Below are 20,365 nucleotides of genomic sequence, written 5' to 3' on the forward strand. Positions count from 1 at the left end.
GATTCCAGCGCCGGGGGAGGTGACCGTCTGGGTACCGCGCCCAGGCACGGTCCTGGTTACCCTCCAGTCACGTTGACCTGCGGGGATGCCCCAGGGGCTTCCTCTGACGAGTGGATGTGCGAGACGGCAGTTGCTGGATAGAGTCGTCTCGTCACAACTGGTTGTGGGGACAACCAAAGTGACTTCGACTGTCGACGTCCCGGGGAGGGCCTGCAGCACATGAGTCGTCGCTCTACTGGATATGTCGGTACATGGGCCGAGATGCAACGGCAGCAGCAGCGCCAGCTGGAAGCCGAAGCCAGGCAGCGGCGACAGCAGGAACAGCAAGCGCGGGCCTACCAACGGCGGGCCGCCCAGAGCCATCGTGAGTATCGGCAGGCAGAGGCTCTACGGCGCACGCAGGAGCTGGACGCGCAGGTTGCGTCGTTGCAGGCGCTTCTCGCGTCGGGCTGCCAGGCTCCGGCCTTCAGGGCTGCTTCTCTCCTGCGGCCGGAGGAAGTCCAGCCCTTCGCTCCAGGGCCATTGGCACAGCCAGTGCCCATGCCGGATTTCCATCACTACCAAACGCAGAGCGGCTGGACTGCGAGTAGCCGGGCACGGGCGCAGACCGAAGCACGAGCACGCTTCGAGCGGGACTGGCAGGCTGCCCAAGCCGCGGAGGCTCACCGACGGCAGCAGCTGGTGTCGTACCAGCGGGAGTACCAGCAGTGGGCCGATGCTCAGCTGGCTGATGTACGCCGGCACAACGCCGGCGTCGTGTCGATCACTGACGGCGTAAGGCGTCAGGACCCCGATTCCGTGGTCGAGTACTTCTCGGCTGCTCTGTACGCCTCGGCTGCATGGCCGGAAGGTTTCCCACGCCAGGTGGCAGCAGCCTACGACCCGTCAGCCCGGCAATTGGTGCTCGACTGGGAGTTGCCCGCATACAGCGTCGTGCCGGAGGTCAAGTCCGTTCGGTACATGCCGGGGACCGACCAGGACAAGGAGACTCCCCGCCCGGTAGGCCAGCGGCGCGCCCTGTACAGGGAGGTTCTCGCGCAGTGCGTGCTGCTCGTTCTGCACGAGTTGTTCGCCGCAGATGAGCTGGCTGCGCTGGAGTCAGTGGCCTTGAACGGGTTCGTCGACGGGCACGACCCCACGACGGGCCGACCAGGCCAGATCTTTCTCGCAACCGTCATGGCCTCGCGCTCTGCGTTTCGTGACTTGCACCTGGCGCAGGTTGACGCGTGTAGTTGCCTGTCCGACGCGTTGCGCGGGCAGCTCTCGGCTCGACCGGACCAACTCACTCCTGTACGGCCGGGGAGACGGCCGCAGGATGTCGGGAACCGCGTCGTCGCCCACGGCAGCGATGAGGAACCGGACCTGTTCACCATGGATCCGATCGCCTTCGAGAATCTCGTTGCCGATCTCTTCCGGGCCATGGGGATGCAGGCCGTGACCACTCAGCGCTCCAACGACGGCGGTGTGGACGTCGACGCGCTGGATCCGACACCGATTCGCGGCGGCAAGATCGTCGTACAGGTGAAGCGCTACCGCAACACGGTGCCGCCCACCGCCGTGCGTGACCTGTACGGAACTGTGCAGGACACCGGCGCCAACAAGGGTGTGCTGGTGACGACTTCAGGGTTCGGTCCCGGCTCACACACCTTCGCCAACGGCAAGCCGCTGGAGCTCATCTCGGGCCCGGAACTCGTCGACCTGCTGCATCGTCATGGCTTGCCTGGGCGACTGGGTGAGGGGGGCCGACAAGCCTCGGCCCAGCCGACGCCTTCAGGGCCGGACACTCGGCTGCCGGACAACTACAACGTCTTGGGCATGGCGTGGACCGGCAGCGTCGCCTTGGACGTGTGCGCTCTCGTCTGCAATGGCAACCGCGTCCTCAGCGACGATCACTTCGTCTTCTTCAACAACCCTCAGACGCCGGACGGCTCCGTGCGGGCCATTCCCGCGGCGGCGCCGGACAAGGCGGCGATCTGCGTGTCGTTCGACGGGTTGCCGGACGCGGCGGACCGGTTGGTGCTCGTGGCCGCCATCGACCCAGAGGTGAACCCGAACGCCGATCTGTCCGGCTTCACCGATGCCTGCATCCGGCTTCTTGATCCAGGGATGACCGAGCTGGGACGTCTGGAGGTCTCTGACGGACGGCCGCACGAAACCGCTCTGACACTCGGCTCCTTCCGTCGCAGGTCCAACGGCGACTGGGACTTCGTCCTCGGCGGCAAGGGCTACACGGGCGGCTTGGAAGAACTCGTGCAGGACTACGGCATCGACGTGGAGTAGGCCGGCCGGCGGCCGGATGCTGCCGGCAGGAGGGGAACGGTCTGTGAATGCGGCTTGGTGATCCGTGTCAAGCCTCGCTCACAGGCCTTCTGCGTCACTGCTCTCCCGGGCTTCGAGAAGTTCGTCACCGTGCTCGATCGCCCAGCGTCCCAGCGCCATCATCGGGCCCTCGACCAGGCTCTGCCCCAAGCCGGTCAGGGCGTAGTCGACGCGTGGCGGCGCCTCGGCATGGGCGTGGCGCTCGATCAGTCCGCTTGCGAGCAGGCGGCGCAAGGAGTCGGTCAGAACCTTGTCGCTGATGCCTCCCATCGCGGCGTGCAACGCGCGGCGTCGGTGCGGCCCCGGCCGAAGGGCCGCCAGTACGACGGGATCCCAGGTATGGGCGAAGAGATCGGTGGCCGCGCGCAAACGGCAATCGGCGACGAACTCATGGCGGTGGGCGTCGTGCTCAGTCATCTCGCCGTCCATCATCGCGTGCGGGTCACGCACTCATCGGTGCGTAACGCCTTCCCTACCGTGACCACCCGACCGACCACTAGGGAGAGGCACGGACAGATGCGCATCGGGATCCTGGGAACAGGGACGTTGGCGGCGGCCCTGGGTGAAGGCTGGGCGCGTGCGGGACATGAGGTGGTGATCGGCGGACGGTCGCAGGTGAAGGCGGAGAAGCTCGCTGAGCGGCTGGAGCACGAAGTGCTGGCTGTCGCACCGCGTGAGGCGGTCGCCGAGCGCGATGCGGTGCTGCTCGCCGTGTCCTGGGACGGTGTCGAAGAGATGCTGGCCATGGTGGGCGCGTCCGACGGCGCGCTACGGGGGATGCCGTTGATCGATCCCACGAACGCCGTCACGCATGGCGTCGGCACTCTGCTCCTCGAACACGGCAAGACGATGGCGGGGCGGATCGCCGGACTCGCTCCGGGAGCCCGGGTCGTGAAAGCGTTCCATCTCTTCCCCGCCGACCAGTGGACGAGCCCGCCCCGTGCCGGCCGGTCCCGTGTGACGGTGGCGATGTGCGGCGACGATGCGACCGCCCTGAACGTGGTCGGTGCACTGGTCCGTGACGTCGGCGGAGTCCCGGCGACCCTGGGGACGCTGGATCGCGTCCGCCAGTTGGAGGAGGCGGCGGGTTTCGTCATCGGCCTGGCCTTCGCAGGCTTCGACCCTGGCTCCGCCGTCCCCCACGTCCCCTCGCACGACGGGCACGCCGGCTGACAGGGGTAGGCGTGACTCTCACCCGCTCGATGATCCGCCACGGCAGGCTCTGCACGCGGTTCGATGATCCATGCCACGCCGCCTGCTCCATCCACCGGCGAACGTGACCGGCAGCCCGGCCGCGTGGCGGCTACGGGGATACGCAGTGGGGGGCGGCGAGCAGAGCGCGCAGCGGAGCGGTGTCGGGCGTGTCGGCGACGGCCGCGTCGATGGCGTCGTCCATGCCCTTCTCCCACGACTCGGGCAGAAGGAGTCCGGGCTGCCCCGACCAGGCGATGTCCGGTTCGGTCTGTCCGGATTCGGTGAGGTGCAGGTGGACCATGCCCGCGAGCCCGTCGAAGATTGTGGGCCGAATGAAGTTGCGGGCGGACGGCCCGATCAGTCGCGCCGCCTGATGCGGCTTGGGCATGCGGTCGGCGACCGCCATCCACAGAAGGCCGCGGTCGAACGCGTCGAGTATCTCCTCCAGGCCGGGCAAGCGGTCGTTGGCCACCTCCTCGGCCGGGGCGTCTCGGCGTTCGGTCACCGCACCGCCAGCGCCCTGCGCCGACGAGCGGAGCGCCCTGGCCACGGCGACCCTCAGCGGCCGGGACCAACCCTCGGCGTCGGCGACCGCGCGGGCCACGACCAGGTCGTCCCAACTCATGCGCCGCAGCCCCGCCGCCTCTTGCGACAGCGTGCGCGCCTCCAGCGCGGCGAAAACCCGGCCCGGGTCGCGCAGCAGGGTCAGCCCGGCCGGCTCATCGGCCGACCCATCGGGCCGGTCATCGGCGGGCAGCTTCTCGATCAAGGCGATCCGGTCGGCTACCGGCGGGTGCGAATCGTACTCGTGCGGCCGCGGCGGACGCTGCCCGGCAGAGAGCTCAGCGAGCCGCTCCCCCGACCGGGCATTGAGCATACGTTCGAAACCACGGTGCACCTCCCCCACGGGCGGTAGCGCTCCCAGCGACCTGCCCATCGCGGCGTACGTCTCCAGGTAGTGGGTGTGTGCGCCGGCGAGCACCGGAAGGAGGCGTAGGGCAGCGGCCGTCGCGTCACGGCCCGCGTGCCGGGCGGCCACCTGGTCTGCGGCGAGCTCCTGGTGACGGGCCACGGACTGCGAGGCGCGCAGGAACATCCGGGCGTAGCCGACGTACAGCGCACCGATCGCGTGGTGCAGCCGGGTGCTGCCATCCTGGAGTACCTCCACCGTGTGCACGACTGCTTCCCTGCCGCGCATCGTGACACCACCGAGCCGGGTGTCGAGGTTGGCGTAGTGCCCGAACTCGTGGGCGAGGACGGCGCGCAGCTGCGGGACGGTCAGCCCGGCGAGCAGCGGTAGGCCCAGGAGCATGCGGCGTCGTCCGTGCAGCAGTCCCAGCAGGCGGCTTTGTTCGGCAACCCCCGCGTTGACCTCAGCGACCAGGTGAAGCTCATCCGGCGGACGCTGCCCCGTCGCTTCGGCAGTGACTCGTATCTGTTCCCACAGCTCGGGCTGGTCCTGAGGAGTGACCGCCACCGCGGGTGGCACCGGCCCCAGGCGCCCGGCCCGTAAAAAGGCGAAGAAGCCCCGCAGAATCGCCGCCGACAGCAGGACGGTGACCGACAGGACCATGCCTTCGAACCAGGCCGCCTGCGCGGTGAACAGCCGTGTCATCAGCAGCCAGTCGAGCACCGCCATGGCCGACAGCAGCACCACGCCCATCAGAAAGAAGCCGACCAGCAACACGAACGCGCGGACAGCACGGAGTCGCAACGTCATCGAGAAATCCCCACCCCCATGGTTCGACAGTCCGAAGAGGCCGGACGCGCTCGCGGATACTACCTGCGGCTTTCCGAAGGGCGTCATCGGCACAGGTGAGCCAGCATCGCGTCGGCCACGGGGTAGGGCCTCTCCCTGGGCAGGAGCTGCCGTGCGGCGTCCAGATCCCCGTCCCGTACCCGGCCGTGGACGGTGTGGGCGAGCGAGGTGACGTCGGTGATGGAGACGATCCACTCATCGGCGTACCGCGCCGTCGCCTCGCCCGCCAGCCCCAGCTGGAGGGACCTGTGCGGCAGGGCCTCGAGGTGCAGGTCCCGCTCCGGATCCCACTGAACCCGGGCCGGCGACCGCTTCAACTGCCTCTTCCACTCGCCCTTATCGGTGTGCAGCTCCGGCACGTAGTGCGAGAGGCACGCGTGCCTCAGCGCCCACTCGAAGCCCTCCCGCGTGATCTCGACGGCCAGAACGGTTTCCTGACCTTCCTTCAGACCCCAGCCGCAGCGGTACATCATCCACAGGAACGACGGTTTGATCCACGTCATCCTGTCCCGCTTCCACACAGCGGGGAAACGGCCGTCGCGGGCGGCGGGCAGGCCGATCTGCGGGGAGTATGCCTGGTAGACGGTGACCGTGGATTCCGTGTGGGCCGCACGGATCCTGCGTTGCGGTTCTTCCATGGCGTACAGCGTGGAGTCGGCCGGTTCAGGCGGCCACTGATTTTCGACTGCCGTTCGCGGCGGCGGAGAGCTCCGACCGCGGCGCCGGGCGGGCAGCCGGTGCATCGCTTCGGTGCTCGGCCGCGACCTGCCCCGGCAGGGGCTCACGCCGGATGCGGCAGGTCCGTCAGCGCGAGTTCGGCCGGGTCGATCACGATCGTGATGTGGGTGATCCGGCCGTCGGCGACGGTGAACGCGACGACCGAGAGCGGGGTGCCGTCCTCGCGCCAGGAAACGATCCCCGGGAGGCCGTCGACGAGCACCGCGCATCCCTGTGCGGCCGCGCCGGCGAACACCTGCGCGCCGGCCGCGACCTTGGTGGCGCCGAGCGTGACGACCACGCCGGACGGGGTGTCGACGGTCAGTCTCACCTCGGGGTCGAGTACCCGCAGCAGCCCTTCGAAGTCGCCGAGGCGAGCCGCCGTCAGGAACGCCTGGACCACCTCGCGCTACGGCCCTCGCCCTGGCCGAGGCCGCCACCCGGCTCCAGGACGGCGCACCGGGCGTGACCGACGAGATCTGGGACGCCGCCGCCGACCCCTCGGCGAGGAACAACTGGGCGCGATCGTCCTGGAGATCGCGCTGACCAACTTCTTCAACCGGATCAACCGCACGATCCGGGAGCAGGCCGGCAAGACCTGGTGACCCGGGCGGGGCGTCATCCACCCGGGGGCAGCACCTCCCCGCACCCGAGGGGTGACGCCCCACGGACCGAGAAGCCGCGGGTCCGTGCGCGCCGGTCGTCGCACACCTCTTGGCTGGGCCCGGCCCATGCCCAACACTCGGGCCATGACGCAGCGTGCGGAGCTCGCCACCGTGATGGACCGGCTGGCCGTCGACGAGTTGGTCACCGACTACGCGGTGGCCGTCGAGGACGGGGACTGGACGGCGTACCGGGAGCTGTTCGCACCGGACGGGCGGGCCGACTACCGGTCCGTGGGCGGGATCGAGGGGCCCGTCGGGCAGGTCGCCCAGTGGCTCGCGGAGAGTCTGCGGGTGTTCCCGGTGCGGCAGCACCTGGTCGTGAACCGCCGCCTCCGCTTCGGGGTCCTGGAACGCGACCGGGGTGACACCGCCCTGCTGCGGGCCGACTACGTCTCCACGTTGCGGCTCGCCGGCGACGGCTCCCCGGCCGTGCCCGACGTCGTCCGCGGCGGCCGGTACGCCTCGGCCTGCTGCGCACGGACGACGGCTGGCGGGTGCGCGAGGTGGCCGCCCGGGAGATGTGGCGCCGGCCGCGCGGCGGGGACACCGTCCCCTGACGGGCGGCGGTTCTCCGGTCCACGGCCGGCCAACGGAGCAACGGCCCGCCTCCAGTCCACCGGCCGGACTCCGGTCCACGGCGGGTCTCCGGTCCGCCGCCGTGTCGCGTGTCTTCCTCCTTCCTCCCGCCCCGCGCGGCCGTCTGGCCCTCCTCCCCCCGCGAGGCCATCTGGTCGGAGATCACCGCGGGCGCGCACACTGGAGCCACCAGCGGGTAGGGAGGTGCCGTATGAAGACGTTCGGTCTCCTGCTCACCTCCCCGTGGCGGCGGTCGGCCGTCGGGGCGCTGGCCGGCGCGCTGCCCGTGCCGGCGTTCCCGGCGCCGGCCCTGTGGTGGTGGGCGTTCCTCGCGCTGGTGCCCTGGATCCTGCTCGTGCGCTCGGCGCCGACGGGGCGGCGGGCGGTGTACGACGGCTGGAGCGGCGGGTTCGGGTTCATGCTGGCCATGCATCTGTGGCTGCTGCCGTTCCTGCACGTGTTCACCCTGGTGATCGCGGCGCTGCTGGGGGCGCTGTGGGGGCCGTGGGGCTGGCTGGTGCGCCGGTTCCTGGCGGGGGCGCCCGCGCGGGGGCGGGCCGTCGCCGCGCTCGTCGTGCTGCCCTCGGGCTGGCTGGCCGTGGAACTCGTCCGGAGCTGGGAGGGCCTCGGCGGGCCGTGGGGTGTGCTCGGCGCCAGTCAGTGGCAGGTGGAACCGGCGTTGCGGCTGGCGTCCGTCGGCGGGGTGTGGCTGCTCAGCTTCCTGGTGGTGGCCGTGAACGTGGCGGTCGCCGTGCTCGTCGCCGTCCCGGCGCACCGGGTGCCGGCCGTCGCGGGGCTGGTGGCCACCGCGGCCGCGGCCTGCACGGCGTGGGTGTGGTCGCCGCGTCCGGAGGTGACGGGCCGGGCCCGGATCGCCGTCGTGCAGCCGGGCGTCGTCGAGGGGCCCGAGCGCCGTTTCGACCGGGAGGAACAGCTGACGCGCCGGCTCGCCGGGCAGGACGTCGACCTGATCGTCTGGGGCGAGAGCGGTGTCGGGTACGACCTGGACGACCGGCCCGACCTGGCGCGGCGGCTGGCGGAGCTGTCCCGGTCGACCGGCGCCGGCATCCTGGTCAACGTGGACGCCCGGCGCTCCGACCGGCCAGGCATCTACAAGAGCTCGATCCTGGTCGGACCGGACGGCGCGACCGGCGATCGGTACGACAAGATGCGTCTGGTGCCGTTCGGCGAGTACGTCCCGGCCCGTTCGCTGCTCGGCTGGGCGACCTCGGTCGGCAAGGCGGCCGGCGAGGACCGCCGGCGCGGTGGCGGGCAGGTCGTGATGGACGTCGGGGCGGGGCTGCGGATCGGCCCGATGGTGTGCTTCGAGACCGCGTTCCCCGACATGAGCCGGCATCTCGCCGCGGACGGCGCGGACGTGCTGGTCGCTCAGTCGTCGACGTCGACGTTCCAGTCGAGCTGGGCGCCCGCGCAGCACGCCTCGCTCGGCGCCCTGCGCGCCGCGGAGACGGGCCGGCCGTTCGTCCACGCGACGCTGACGGGCGTCTCCGCGGTGTACGACGCGAGCGGCCGGCGGCTGGGCCCGGCGCTGGGGACGGACGCGAGTTCCGCGGCCGTCCGTGAGGTGCCGCTCACCGGGGGCACCACCCCGTACGTCCGCTTCGGCGACTGGCCGGCCCACGCGGCGCTGCTGGTCCTGGCGGCCGTGTGCGTGGCGGAGGGGGCGCGGACGGTCAGGACGCGGCGGAGCGCTCCGCCACCGCCCGTACCACCCGCTCGCACAGTTCGTGTGTCGCCAGCGCGTCCCGCGCGCTGAGCACCTTGCCCGCGCGCACGGCGTCCAGGAAGGTGAGGACGGCCTGTTCGATGCCGCGCTGGCGGGCCACCGGCACCCAGTCGCCGCGCCGCCGCACGGTCGGCTGCCCCTTGTGGTCGAGGATCTCGGCGAGGTTGACGACCTGCCGCTTGGTGTCCTGCCCGGACACCTCGAGGATCTCCTCGTTCGAGCCGCTGAGACGGTTCATGACGCCGAGCGCGGTGAAGCCGTCCCCGGCGAGCTGGAGGACGACGTGGTGCAGCAGCCCGTCCACGACCCGGGCCCGCACGGTCACGTCGTCCACCGGGCCCGGCGCGAGGAACCGCAGGGTGTCCACGACGTGGATGAAGTCGTCGAGGATCATGGTGCGGGGCCGTTCGGGCAGCCCTATGCGGTTCTTCTGCATCAGGATCAGCTCGCGCGGATGGTCGGCGCACTGCGCGTAGCCGGGGGCGTGGCGCCGGTTGAAGCCGACGGCGAGGCTCGTCCCGCGTTCCTCCGCGAGCGCCACGAGCCGCTCGGAGTCGGCGAGTTCGTACGCCAGCGGCTTGTCGACGTACGTGGGGACGCCCGCCCGGAGCAGCCGGGCGACGATCTCGGGGTGGACGTCGGTGGGGGCGTGCACGAACGCGGCGTCCAGGCCCTGGGCGAGCAGCGCGTCGAGGTCCCGGTGCCGCTGCCCGGCGGGCACCCGGAGCGTGTCGGCGACCCGGTCGAGGGTGGCGGGTGTGCGGGTGTGCAGGTGGAGTTCGAGGCCGGGCAGCGCGCCGAGCACCGGCAGGTACGCCTTCCGCGCGATGTCGCCGAGTCCGATGCAGCCGACCTTCACGGGGGCTCCTTCACTGCTGGTCCGCGCCGTGCGTGTCCACGTCCGCCTCGACGGCAGCATACGGGGACCGCGGCGGCCGCCAGTCGGCGATCCCGTCGAAGCCGCGCAGGAAGAGGCCGGGCCCGAACGCCGACAGCGCGGCCACCGCGGTGTCGCGTACGGCGACGGCGACGGGGTGGGCGGCCATGCTGAGCCGGGCCGTGCGCAGCGCCTGGCTGGTGATGGCCGTCGTACGGGGCAGCCGGGCGGCCGTGTAGGCGGGGAGGTCGGCGCGGTGGTGGGCGAGGACGACCGCGTCCTCGACCGCCTGGTTGCCGCCCTGGCCGAGGGAGGGCGGCATCGCGTGCGCGGCGTCGCCGACGAGGGCGACGCGGCCGCGGTGGAAGGCGGGCAGCGGCTCGGCCAGGTGGTGGACGTCGTGCCGCAGGACGTCCTCGGGGCGGGTGGCGGCGAGGATGTCGGGGACGGGGTGGTGCCAGTCGCCGTAGCGGCGCAGGAGTTCGGCCCGTTCGTCGGGGGCGCGCTCCCCGGCCGGGGCGGTGGCGGCGGCGTACGCGTACACCCGGCCGTCCTTGAGCGGGTGGGACCCCCACAGGCGGCCCCGGCCCCAGGTCTCGTGGGAGGCGAACTCGACGCCGGGCAGCGGGATCACGATCCGCCAGGTGGTGAACCCGGTGTACACCGGGCCGGGGTGGTCGGGGAAGAGGGTCCGGCGTACGGCGGAGTGGATGCCGTCGGCGGCGACCACCAGGTCGGCCTCCAGTTCGCCGTCGGGCGTGGTCACGCGGGCCGGGCACTCGGTGCCGCCGGGGTCGGCGAGGCCGGCGGGTGTGCCGGTGCGGACGGCGTCGGGCGGGAGCAGGCCGGCCAGGGTGTCCACCAGGGTGGCCCGGTGCAGCAGGACCAGGGGGCCGCCGAAGCGGGCGGCCACCGCGTCCGCGCTGGTGCGGGAGAGCCAGCGGCCGCGCGGGGTGCGCAGGCCGCCGTCGCCCTGCCAGGCGGCGAGGTCGCGGACGCGGTCGCCGACGCCGAGGACGTCGAGGGCGCGCAGCGCGTTGGGGGCCAGGGAGATGGCGGCGCCGACGGGGGCCAGGGACGGGGCCCGCTCCAGGACGGTGACCCGCAGGCCGCGTCGGTGCAGGGCCGCGGCGGCGGTGAGGCCACCGATCCCGCCTCCGACAACGACCGCGTGCGACGACTGTGCCATGGCTCCTCCTCGGGTCGGACACCCCACCCCACTACATCTGTAGTGGGGCCACGGGAGCGACGATACTACGGGTGTAGTGAGGGCGGTAGGTTGGTCCCATGCCCCTGCCAGCCTCCGCCTCCCCCGGCTCGCCCGCCTCCCGCACCCCGTCCACGCCCTCCGGCACCCCCGCCCCCGCCTCCCGCACCGCGTCCACGCCCTCCGGCACCCCCGCCCCCCGCGACGCGTCCCCCTCCCCCGGCTCCCGCGCCGGACTGGTCGCCGACACCGCGCTCGCCCTGCTCGCCGAGCGGGGCATGCGCGGGCTGACGCACCGGGCGGTGGACGAGGCCGCCGGGCTGCCCCAGGGGTCCACCTCCAACCTCGCCCGCACCCGGCAGGCACTGCTCGGGCTCGCCGTGCGGCGGCTCGCCGAGCGGGAGGCCCGGGTACTGGCACTGGAGGAGATGCCGGATCCGCGCGGCGGCCGCGGCGCGCTGACCGAGGCCCTGGCCCTGGCGGTCCACCGCTCCCTGGCCCACCACCGCGACCTGCTCGTCGCCCGCTACGAACTGGCCCTGGAGGCCACCCGCCGCCCCGAACTGCGCACCTTCTACGACGCGGCCGGCGCCGTCTTCCGCGACCGGCTCACCGCCCTGCTCACCGCCGCCGGCTCCTCCGACCCCGCCCGGCACGTGCTGTCCCTGGTCGCCTGGGCGGACGGGCTGATGTTCTCCTGCGTGGCCGGCTCCTTCGGCGGGCGGACGCCGGGCCCGGACGAGCTGCGGGCGGGGGCACGGGAACTGCTCGACGGCATGCTCGGCGACTGACGGCTGGCTCGGCGGCCGACGGCTGGCTCGGCGCGGCCGATGGCTAGTTCGGCGCGGCCGACCGCAGGTTCGGGACGACCGCGGCTCAACGGCTGCCGGCAGGCTCAGCGCGGCCGACCGCGGGTCCATGCCGACCGCGGCTCAACGGCTGCCGGCAGGCTCAGCACGGCCGACCGCAGGTCCGGGGCGACCGCGGCTCAACGGCTGCCGGCGGGCTCGGCGGCTGTCGGCCCCTCGGCGCCCGGCCGCTGGGGTGGCTGGAGTACCACCGGCAGACCCTGGCGTGGAAGTGCGAGGGCCTCACCGACGCCCAGCTCCGCACCGCCTCGGCCCCGCCGTCCGAGCTGTCCCTGATGGGGCTGGTGCGGCACATGGCGGAGGTGGAACGCGGCTGGTTCCGCGCGGTCCTCATGGGCGAGGACGCGGGGCCGATCTATTTCAGCGACGAGGACCCCGACGGGGAGTTCCACCTCACCGAGGAGGACACCTGGCGGGAGGCGCACGCGACCTGGCAGGAAGAGATCGATGTGGCCCGGCGCAACGCGGCCGGACACGGGCTCGACGAGCCCTCCCGGGGCGTCCGCCGTTCCACGGGGGAGTCGTACAGCCTGCGCTGGATCTACACGCACATGATCGAGGAGTACGCCCGGCACAACGGCCACGCCGACCTGCTCCGCGAACGCGTCGACGGCGCCACCGGGGAGTGACACCGCGTCAGCCCGAGGGGGCGGCCGTCCCCCTCGGGGGGCGGTGGATCACCCGTGTGGGCCACTGCCCGCCCGACCGCCGTGTCTGGAGGGGCCGCACCCAGCAGAGTGGCGCGGGTGCATCGAACGACGTCGACCACCGCGACGCTCCTGGTGACCGTGGCCGTCTCGGCCCTGACCGGATGCGTGACCCTCCAGCACCCGCCGGCGCCGGGCCCGCCCGCGGCCCCCGCCCCTCCCTCCGCGCCCACGACCGCGCCGCTGCCCCGGCCGGACGGCCGGGCCGGGACCCGGGTCGTCCAGGCGCCGGCCCTGGAGGCACTGGAGCGGGTGGGCACGCGGCGTGCGCCGGAGCCGTCCGCGCCGCCACGTGCGCGGCGGGCCACCCCGCCGGCACCGGCCGCGTCGGCACCGGCCGCGCAGCCACCGCCCGGCACCGCCCCGCCACCGCGTCCTCCCCGCACGGCCCCTCAGCCCCCTCCCCGCACCCGGCCGGCCCGGCCGGAACCCGCGCGCCCGGCGTCACCGCGCGGGGAGGTCCCCGACGTACGGGAGGAGGTCGAGAGGAACACCGACGTGTGCGCTCTCGGCCGACGGTACGGGGGCTGGCGTTCGGACAGCCCGGAGGCGGTGATCTGCGAGCGGGCGTACTGACGGCAGACGGCTACGCACCGCCGGGGTGGCCGCAGCCGGGCTCCCCCAGCCGCAGCTCCATCCTGATGATGGCCGCCCGCACGCCGTCCGCGTAGCTGTCGTCGCCGAGCGCGCCGGCCGCTCCCCGCGCCCTGCGCACATGGGCGCGGGCGGCCTCGGAGCGGCCCAGCTTCACGTAGTCCGCCGCCAGGTTGAGCTGGAGCGAGGGGTACAGCGCCCGCACCTCGGGCGAGTCGCCGTCCTCCTCCGCCGCCGTCAGGGCCCGCAGGTCCCAGGCCAGCTCGTCGAACGGGTCGTCCTGGGTGTCGGCGAGGTAGTGGGCCAGTGTGCAGCGGTGCAGCGCGTCACCGTCCTCGCCGATCTCCGTCCACAGCTCGAGCAGGCGGCGCCGGGCCTCCTCACGGTCACCCCCGTGGTGCAGCATCACGACCTGCCCGATGCGCGTCAGCACGGCGTCCGGCGCCGTCTGCCCCTGTCGATCCACCACGGCGGCCTCCTTGCGTCGTTGCCACGACGCTAACCGCAGCCGGTGGCGATCCCGGTCAGGCTCCACCGGGCCGGTCACAGTCGAACCGGGCCGGTCGCAGTCGGAACGGACCGGTCATGCGCGGACCGCTCCGGCCGCGGGCTGAACGGACCGGCCGCGGGCGGAACGGGCCTGTCGCGGGCGGAACGGGCGGGCCGAGTCGGACCGTGCGGGCCGGAGCCGGAACGGGCGGCCCGGGAGGGATCAGCCCAGGTTCGGGATCGTCCAGTCGATCGGCTCGTGGCCCTGACGGGACACCGCCTCGTTGATCTGGGTGAACGGCCGGGAGCCGAAGAACTTCTTCGCGGACAGCGGGGAGGGGTGCGCACCCTTGACCACCACGTGCCGCGTCTCGTCGATCAGGGGCAGCTTCTTCTGCGCGTAGTTGCCCCACAGGACGAAGACCGCCGGGTCGGGCCGGTCGGCCACGGCCCGGATCACCGCGTCCGTGAACTTCTCCCAGCCCTTGCCCTTGTGCGAGTTCGCCTCGCCGGAGCGGACGGTGAGGACGGCGTTGAGCAGCAGCACGCCCTGCTGGGCCCACGGCATGAGGTAGCCGTTGTCGGGGACGGGCGTGCCCAGCTCCTCGTGCATCTCCTTGTAGATGTTGCGCAGCGACGGCGGGATCTTCACGCCGGGCCGCACCGAGAAGCACAGGCCGTGCCCCTGGCCCTCGCCGTGGTACGGGTCCTGGCCGAGGACCAGGACCTTCACCCGCTCGTACGGCGTCGCGTCGAGCGCGGCGAAGACCTCCTCGCGCGGAGGGTAGACGGGACCCTTCGCTCGCTCCTCCTCGACGAACTCCGTCAGCTCCTTGAAGTAGGGCTGCTGCAGCTCGTCGCCCAGGACCCCGCGCCAGGACTCGGGCAGCATGGCGATGTCGGTCACGTCAACGTCCTTCGTTGTGCGGTCACTTCCAGACCACAGAACCTACAGGCGACCACTGACAACGGGCACCGCGGTCCGCCCACCGGCCGGCGCGGGGCCCCCGCCGTCGGCGGGCGCGAGGTGACGACGTTGCCATGACATTGTGCACCCACCGTGCACCGTCCGTGTCCGGCCCGTGTGCGGCCTGTGGGACGCGAAGGGCGCCGCCCCCGGTCGGGAGGCGGCGCCCTGGGGCCGTGCGGGACGGTCAGCCCACGCCGGCGTTCAGGAAGATGCCGCCGTCGACGACGAGCGTCTGGCCGGTGACCCAGTCCGACTGCTCGGAGGTCAGGAACGCGGCGGCGCCGCCGATGTCGGAGGGCACGCCGAGCCGGCCCAGCGGGTAGGAGGCCGCCGCCTCGGCCTCCCGGCCCTCGTACAGGGCCTGGGCGAACTTGGTCTTCACCACGGCCGGGGCGATCGCGTTGACCCGTACCCGCGGCGCGAACTCGTGCGCCAGCTGCTGGGTCAGGTTGATCATCGCGGCCTTGCTGACGCCGTAGGCGCCGATGAAGGGCGAGGCCGACAGGCCCGCGACGGAGGCGATGTTGACGATGGCGCCGCCGTTGTCCTTCTGCCAGGCGTGCCAGGTCTTCTGGGCGAAACCGAGGGCGGAGACCACGTTGGTCTCGAAGACCTTGCGGGCCACGTCCAGGTCGAGGTCGGCGATCGGCCCGAAGACCGGGTTCGTGCCGGCGTTGTTGACCAGGTAGTCGATGCGGCCGAAGGCCTCCATCGTGCGGTCGACGGCGGCGGTCTGGTGCTCCAGGTCGTGGGCCCGGCCGGCGACGCCGATGACGCGGTCGGCGCCGAGCTTCTCGACGGTCTCCTTGAGGGCGTCCTCGTTGCGGCCGGTGATGCAGAGCCGGTCGCCGCGGGCGAGGAGCGCCTCGGCGACACCGAGGCCGATGCCGCGGCTGGCGCCCGTGATCAGGGCGACCTTGCCGGAGAGTGCGGGCAGTTCAGTCATGTCGGTGACCCCTGGTGAGCTAGTTGAGCGGTCCGCCGGCGACGTACAGCACCTGGCCGGAGACGAAGCCGGCGGCCTCGCCCGTGAAGAAGGCGATCGCGTTGGCGATGTCGTCGGGCTCGCCGACGCGCTGCACCGGGATCTGCGAGGCGGCCGCCTTCTGGAAGTCCTCGAAGCCCATGCCGACCCGGGCGGCGGTCGCGGCCGTCATGTCGGTGACGATGAAGCCGGGGGCGACGGCGTTGGCGGTGATGCCGAACTTGCCGAGCTCGATGGCGAGGGTCTTGGTGAAGCCCTGCAGACCGGCCTTGGCGGCGGAGTAGTTGGCCTGGCCCCGGTTGCCGAGCGCGGAGGACGAGGAGAGGTTGACGATGCGGCCGAAGCCGGCGTCGACCATGTGCTTCTGAACGGCCTTGGCCATCAGGAACGAGCCGCGCAGGTGCACGTTCAGGACCGTGTCCCAGTCCGAGACGCTCATCTTGAACAGCAGGTTGTCACGGAGCACGCCCGCGTTGTTGACGAGGATCGTCGGGGCGCCGAGCTCCTCGACGACGCGGGCGACGGCCGCCTCGACCTGGGCCTCGTCGGAGACGTCGGCGCCGACCGCGATCGCCCGGCCGCCCGCCGAGGTGATCTTCTCGACGGTGTCCTTGCAGGCGGCCTCGTCGAGGTCGACGACCGCGACCGCGCGGCCCTCGGCGGCCAGCCGTACGGCCGTGGCGGCGCCGATGCCGCGTGCCGCGCCCGTGACTACTGCGACCCGCTGCTCAGTGGTGGACATTGCTGCTTCTCCTCGCCCTTGGGGTGCGGCTCCGTACGGCCGGCTCCATCGGTGACCGACCGCTTAGTACCTTCAGCAGACGTGACGCTAGAAGCCCTGGCACCCGGTGTCAACGGCGCACCGCGCGGGTGTGATCGATTACCGCACCAGCAGGGTGAGGAGCCGCTCCGTCTCGGCGGCCGCGTCGGTGGTGAGCCCGGTGTGCACGGGGCCGGGCTGGACGACGGCGGAGCGGGGCGCGATCAGCCAGCGGAAGCGCCGGCCGGCGTCGTCACCGGCCGCCTGACCGGCCGCGTCGCCGCCGCCGCACACCGTCTCCACCGCCCGCAGGGCGGCACGGACACCGGCCACGTCCGCGTGCGGGTCGAGGGCGAGCAGCCGGGCCTCGTCGAGGTGGGTGCGGGCGCCCACGTAGGCCTGGGCCCGGCAGTAGACGAGCACGCCGGCGTTGATGCACTCGCCGCGCTCGACACGGGGGACGACCCGCAGCAGGGCGTACTCGTAGACGTCCCGTTCGTTCGCCTCGCTGGCCCTGATGATGTGGCGGTCGTTCACTCGGCCCCCTTGATGCGTTCGTGGATGACGGCGGCGCGCGCCAGGAGGGGGGCCGCGTAGGCGCGGCGCAGCGCGTCCGGGGTGTCGAAGCCGGGCTCGTCGGCGAGCCAGACGTCCGGGATCTCGGCGGTGACCTCGGCGAGGAGGTCCGCGGTGACCAGGGGGGCCAGTTCGGCGGCCGCGGCGGCGGTGTCCGGCCGGAAGCGGGCGAGGGCGTGGTCGCCGGCGTCGTAGGGGCGGGCGGCGGAGGTCTCGGCGGAGGGCCAGTTGTGGTGCCAGATGAGGGTGGCACCGTGGTCGATGAGCCACAGGTCGCCGCGGTGCACGAGCAGGTTGGGGTTGCGCCAGGAGCGGTCGACGTTGTTCACCAGCGCGTCGAACCAGACGATCCGGCCGGCCTCCTCGGGGCTCACCGGGAAGGCGAGCGGATCGAAGCCGAGGGCGCCGGAGAGGAAGTCCATGCCGAGGTTGGTGCCGCGGCTGGAGCGCAGCAGGTCCTGCACCTGCTGGTCGGGTTCGCCGAGCCCCAGCACCGGGTCGACCTCGACGGTCACCAGGCGGGGCATCCGCAGACCCAGCCGGCGGGCGAGTTCGCCGCAGACCACCTCCGCGACGAGCGTCTTGCGGCCCTGTCCGGCGCCGGTGAACTTCAGGACGTAGGTGGCGAGGTCGTCGGCCTCGATCAGTCCTGGCAGCGAGCCGCCCTCACGCAGGGGTGTGATGTAACGGGTCGCAGTGACCTCTTTCAGCATTTTCCCATGCCACCTGTCTCTACTGCCTTGCAATCCGGGATCACCCTCGGGGTGGCGCGCGGAAATGGCAATCGCCCGTCAACGGCCCCGGGACGGAACCGGGCGGTCCCGACCGGCATGCGGATGTCCTTGCCTCCCCAGCAGTCCGTCAGGAGCCGTTCACCCCTTGCCTCCAGCCTCCGGCATGAAGTGAGCATAGTAACCGAGGGTGATCGTCGAGGAGGTCGCGGAAGGCGGTCGCCTGCTCGTCCAGGTGCGGGTCATCGCGGAGACCTGGGACGTGGAACGACGGGCTGCGTGGTCGGGAGCCGACGGCCGGCCTGCCTTCGCGGACTCTCGTCGGCCCGTCCGCCCGGGGACAGCAGGATGACCGTGTCCCCCGGCCGGGGCGGTGGCGTGCTGCCGCCCGTGACCGGATCGAGCCGGCCGTCCCGCCGCACGAGGAACGGCGGATCGCTGCCGGGCCGCACGGCATCACCGCCATGACGACTCACCGCCGGGGATGTGGCCATTCCCGCCGTCGGCCCGGCGCCCACGGCAACCGGCCCGGCCGACATCGGTCCGACGGCTCCGAGGCGGGAGAGCCGCCGCTGTTCATGGTGGTCGACAACCGCACGAGGAGCCGTTATCGATGGGCGTCGGACGCGGACTGCCACGCCCGCATGCCCGCCCGAGACGCCTCCTTGGCCTGACGCCACTTCATGGCCGCCTGCTCGGACGGGGGCACGTCCATGTCGCGGATCATGCGCCGCGCCGCCGTGGACAAGGCGAAGGCCGCGACGGCCATCCCGGCGCATACCACCCCGGCACCGGCTGCGGTGAGCACGGCACCGGCCTTGAGGAGCCGGGTGTCGATCTCGGTCATCCGCTGGGAATGATGGTGGTGCTGGTTCATGACACCACCTTCCACCGGCGGGAACCACCTCGCATCCCGGCCTTGCGGCACGTCGCCGTCGATCGCGATCCTCTGCCGGCCGACTTCGAAGACGACCCGCGCACGGCTGTCGAGAAGGCTCTGCTCCACCAGCGCCGAAGTCGACCGATGCAACGGGTCGCGACGACTTCCCCGAGTATCGGCCCAGGCCACCGGGGCGCGGGGCCCGGCCCCGCCCGGCCGACAGCTCCGCGACAGCCGTGGCTTACGCCGCCCTCACCCCGGAGGGGCCACCATCTCGAACATCGTCCGGGCAGAACGACAGACGGAGTGCCGCCGCACGACCGGCGGACGACCGCCGGACGGGCGCCGCACGGGCGCCGCACGGCTTGAACACCGCGCGCCCTCGGCCCGTACCTTCCCGCAGATCACCGAACCTCCCCTGGAAGGGATTCCCCGCATGACCAGCGCATCGATCAAACCCGTGCCGACCCCCGCCCGCCGTACCGTCGTGGCGGCCGCCGGAGCCGCGGGGCTCGCCGTCGCGCTGACCGCGTGCGGAGGCTCGGACGACGACACGTCGGGCTCCTCGGCCTCGGCCGGCACCTCGGGTGCTTCCGGATCAGCCGGTTCGACCGGCGGCGCGGCGGCCGACGGCGCGCTCACGACCACAGCCGAGATCCCCGAGGGCGGCGGCAAGGTCTTCGACGCGCAGAAGGTGGTCGTCACCCAGCCGGCGGCGGGCGAGTTCAAGGCCTTCTCGGCGGTCTGCACCCACCAGGGGTGCGCGGTGAAGAGCATCGCGGACGGCGTCATCAACTGCCCGTGCCACAACAGCAACTTCTCGATCACGGACGGCAGCGTGCAGAGCGGTCCGGCGACGAAGCCGCTGCCCGAGGTGCAGATCACGGTCAGCGGGGACTCGATCACCCTCGCCTGAGCGGGCCCGGCCCCTCCGGACGGGCCGGATGCGGCGGATCATCGCGGGGGGGCGCGCTCCGGTGGCGCCCCCGTACCGTTTGCCGGCATGGCGTCGGAGAATCGCCCGGGGCACGACGTGGGAGAAGCGAAGCGAAGAGGGAAGAGGAGAGGGCCGGATGACCGTCACGCAGCGCCGGGGCCGGAAGATCATGATGACGCCGGGCGAGCTGGACTCGTTCCTGACCGCCCAGCGCACCTGCCGGGTCGCCACCGTCTCCGCCGACGGCGCCCCGCACGTCAGCGCCCTGTGGTTCCTGTGGGACGGCTCCGCTCTGTGGCTGTACTCGGTGGTGCGCAGCAAGCGGTGGGCGGACCTGCGGCGCGATCCGCGGGTCGCGGTCGTGGTCGACACGGGCGAGGAGTACGAGTCGCTGCGCGGCGTCGAGCTGTCCGGCACCGTGGAGTTCGTGGGCGAGATCCCGCGCACCGGGGAGCTGTGCGCCGAACTCGACGCGGTGGAGACGCTGTTCGCCCGCAAGAACTTCGGGCTGGACTCGATTCCGCACGACGGGCGGCACGCGTGGCTGCGGCTGCGGCCGGAGAAGACCGTGTCCTGGGACTTCCGCAAGCTGGCCGGCGGATAGGCGGACAGGCGGACAGGCGGTCAGGCGGTCAGCGGATCGACCGATGACGGATGGACGGATGGACGGATGGGTCGGCGGACGGAGCGGACGGTAGCCGTCCGCCCTGCCCGTCAGTCCGGCCCCGTCAGTCCGGGCTCTTCGCCGCGGGCTCTTCGCCGCTGACCTGTCGGCGCGGACCCGTCGCCGCGGACCCGTCGCCGCG

The 20,365-nt window shown here is 72.5% G+C and carries 19 protein-coding genes and 3 pseudogenes; 9 read left to right on the forward strand and 13 right to left on the reverse strand.

The genetic code is table 11. The features are described 5' to 3' along the window. Window positions 1–219 precede the first annotated feature (219 nt). The gene (locus tag ACZ3KJ_RS28040) at window positions 220–2,280 is read left to right on the forward strand and encodes a restriction endonuclease (RefSeq protein ID WP_467531011.1); all 2,061 of its coding nucleotides are present in this window, start codon (window positions 220–222) and stop codon (window positions 2,278–2,280) included. Window positions 2,281–2,358: 78 nt separating this feature from the next. Here ACZ3KJ_RS28040 and ACZ3KJ_RS28045 read toward each other — a convergent pair whose 3' ends face one another. Continuing rightward, on the reverse strand, window positions 2,359–2,769 hold the full coding sequence (locus ACZ3KJ_RS28045; RefSeq protein WP_467531013.1) for a winged helix-turn-helix transcriptional regulator: 411 nt from the start codon (window positions 2,767–2,769) through the stop codon (window positions 2,359–2,361). A gap of 66 nt (window positions 2,770–2,835) precedes the next feature. Between ACZ3KJ_RS28045 and ACZ3KJ_RS28050 the strand changes: the two genes are divergently transcribed. Continuing rightward, window positions 2,836–3,492: an NADPH-dependent F420 reductase gene (locus ACZ3KJ_RS28050; RefSeq protein WP_467531015.1), complete on the forward strand. Its 657-nt coding sequence runs from the start codon at window positions 2,836–2,838 to the stop codon at window positions 3,490–3,492. Between the two features lie 130 nt (window positions 3,493–3,622). On the opposite strand, the gene ACZ3KJ_RS28055 is transcribed toward ACZ3KJ_RS28050, so the two are convergent. The 3 genes and pseudogenes from ACZ3KJ_RS28055 to ACZ3KJ_RS28065 all read right to left on the reverse strand — a co-directional run. Further along, on the reverse strand, window positions 3,623–5,233 hold the full coding sequence (locus ACZ3KJ_RS28055) for a M48 family metallopeptidase (protein ID WP_467531017.1): 1,611 nt from the start codon (window positions 5,231–5,233) through the stop codon (window positions 3,623–3,625). A gap of 83 nt (window positions 5,234–5,316) precedes the next feature. Then, the gene (locus ACZ3KJ_RS28060; RefSeq protein WP_467531019.1) at window positions 5,317–5,910 is read right to left on the reverse strand and encodes a DUF4291 domain-containing protein; all 594 of its coding nucleotides are present in this window, start codon (window positions 5,908–5,910) and stop codon (window positions 5,317–5,319) included. A 143-nt stretch (window positions 5,911–6,053) separates the two neighbouring features. After that, a pseudogene (locus ACZ3KJ_RS28065) lies at window positions 6,054–6,398 on the reverse strand (sigma-70 family RNA polymerase sigma factor family protein); the annotation flags it as partial. A gap of 5 nt (window positions 6,399–6,403) precedes the next feature. Here ACZ3KJ_RS28065 and ACZ3KJ_RS28070 point away from each other — a divergent pair. From ACZ3KJ_RS28070 to lnt, 3 genes and pseudogenes are all read left to right on the forward strand, one after another. After that, window positions 6,404–6,594: pseudogene (locus ACZ3KJ_RS28070) on the forward strand (carboxymuconolactone decarboxylase family protein); the annotation flags it as partial. A 144-nt stretch (window positions 6,595–6,738) separates the two neighbouring features. Then, window positions 6,739–7,211: pseudogene (locus tag ACZ3KJ_RS28075) on the forward strand (nuclear transport factor 2 family protein). Between the two features lie 230 nt (window positions 7,212–7,441). Continuing rightward, a complete protein-coding gene (gene lnt / locus ACZ3KJ_RS28080) occupies window positions 7,442–9,007 on the forward strand; it encodes an apolipoprotein N-acyltransferase (protein WP_467531020.1) in 1,566 nt (521 codons plus the stop codon). Here the strand turns inward: lnt and ACZ3KJ_RS28085 are convergent. Beyond that, window positions 8,925–9,836, reverse strand: a complete 912-nt coding sequence (locus tag ACZ3KJ_RS28085; RefSeq protein ID WP_467531022.1) for a Gfo/Idh/MocA family protein — start codon at window positions 9,834–9,836, stop codon at window positions 8,925–8,927. The two genes, lnt and ACZ3KJ_RS28085, sit on opposite strands and share 83 nt — an antisense overlap. Window positions 9,837–9,846: 10 nt before the next feature. Continuing rightward, entirely contained in the window at window positions 9,847–11,043 is a 1,197-nt protein-coding gene (locus ACZ3KJ_RS28090) for an FAD-dependent monooxygenase (RefSeq protein ID WP_467531024.1), read from the reverse strand. 98 nt (window positions 11,044–11,141) lie between these two features. On the opposite strand from ACZ3KJ_RS28090, the gene ACZ3KJ_RS28095 reads away from it, so the two are divergent. After that, a complete protein-coding gene (locus tag ACZ3KJ_RS28095) occupies window positions 11,142–11,852 on the forward strand; it encodes a TetR/AcrR family transcriptional regulator (protein WP_467531025.1) in 711 nt (236 codons plus the stop codon). A gap of 248 nt (window positions 11,853–12,100) precedes the next feature. After that, window positions 12,101–12,559 carry a DinB family protein gene (locus ACZ3KJ_RS28100; protein ID WP_467531098.1) on the forward strand — a complete coding sequence of 153 codons (459 nt, stop codon included), beginning with the start codon at window positions 12,101–12,103 and terminating at the stop codon, window positions 12,557–12,559. 664 nt (window positions 12,560–13,223) lie between these two features. On the opposite strand, the gene ACZ3KJ_RS28105 is transcribed toward ACZ3KJ_RS28100, so the two are convergent. The 7 genes from ACZ3KJ_RS28105 to ACZ3KJ_RS28135 all read right to left on the reverse strand — a co-directional run bounded on the left by ACZ3KJ_RS28105 (window position 13,224) and on the right by ACZ3KJ_RS28135 (window position 18,748). Further along, entirely contained in the window at window positions 13,224–13,700 is a 477-nt protein-coding gene (locus ACZ3KJ_RS28105) for a hypothetical protein (protein WP_401697602.1), read from the reverse strand. A gap of 243 nt (window positions 13,701–13,943) precedes the next feature. Further along, complete coding sequence (gene ung, locus ACZ3KJ_RS28110) at window positions 13,944–14,627, reverse strand: uracil-DNA glycosylase (RefSeq protein WP_389517275.1); 684 nt, start codon at window positions 14,625–14,627, stop codon at window positions 13,944–13,946. A 247-nt stretch (window positions 14,628–14,874) separates the two neighbouring features. After that, window positions 14,875–15,636 (reverse strand): SDR family oxidoreductase, encoded by a 762-nt coding sequence (locus ACZ3KJ_RS28115; RefSeq protein WP_467531027.1) that lies wholly within the window; start codon window positions 15,634–15,636, stop codon window positions 14,875–14,877. Window positions 15,637–15,655: 19 nt separating this feature from the next. Then, a complete protein-coding gene (gene fabG / locus ACZ3KJ_RS28120; RefSeq protein WP_467531028.1) occupies window positions 15,656–16,417 on the reverse strand; it encodes a 3-oxoacyl-ACP reductase FabG in 762 nt (253 codons plus the stop codon). 138 nt (window positions 16,418–16,555) lie between these two features. Continuing rightward, entirely contained in the window at window positions 16,556–16,972 is a 417-nt protein-coding gene (locus tag ACZ3KJ_RS28125) for a DUF3037 domain-containing protein (RefSeq protein ID WP_385076455.1), read from the reverse strand. Beyond that, window positions 16,969–17,724 (reverse strand): HipA family kinase, encoded by a 756-nt coding sequence (locus ACZ3KJ_RS28130; RefSeq protein ID WP_467531030.1) that lies wholly within the window; start codon window positions 17,722–17,724, stop codon window positions 16,969–16,971. The genes ACZ3KJ_RS28125 and ACZ3KJ_RS28130 overlap by 4 nt, the downstream gene beginning before the upstream one ends. A 625-nt stretch (window positions 17,725–18,349) precedes the next feature. After that, window positions 18,350–18,748 carry a hypothetical protein gene (locus ACZ3KJ_RS28135; RefSeq protein WP_467531031.1) on the reverse strand — a complete coding sequence of 133 codons (399 nt, stop codon included), beginning with the start codon at window positions 18,746–18,748 and terminating at the stop codon, window positions 18,350–18,352. A gap of 310 nt (window positions 18,749–19,058) precedes the next feature. Here ACZ3KJ_RS28135 and ACZ3KJ_RS28140 point away from each other — a divergent pair, with 310 nt between their 5' ends. Then, the gene (locus ACZ3KJ_RS28140) at window positions 19,059–19,538 is read left to right on the forward strand and encodes a Rieske (2Fe-2S) protein (RefSeq protein ID WP_467531033.1); all 480 of its coding nucleotides are present in this window, start codon (window positions 19,059–19,061) and stop codon (window positions 19,536–19,538) included. Window positions 19,539–19,695: 157 nt separating this feature from the next. Further along, window positions 19,696–20,163: a pyridoxamine 5'-phosphate oxidase family protein gene (locus ACZ3KJ_RS28145; RefSeq protein ID WP_467531035.1), complete on the forward strand. Its 468-nt coding sequence runs from the start codon at window positions 19,696–19,698 to the stop codon at window positions 20,161–20,163. Window positions 20,164–20,365 lie beyond the last annotated feature (202 nt).

It is taken from the genome of Streptomyces sp. NPDC003248 (genome assembly GCF_055563235.1).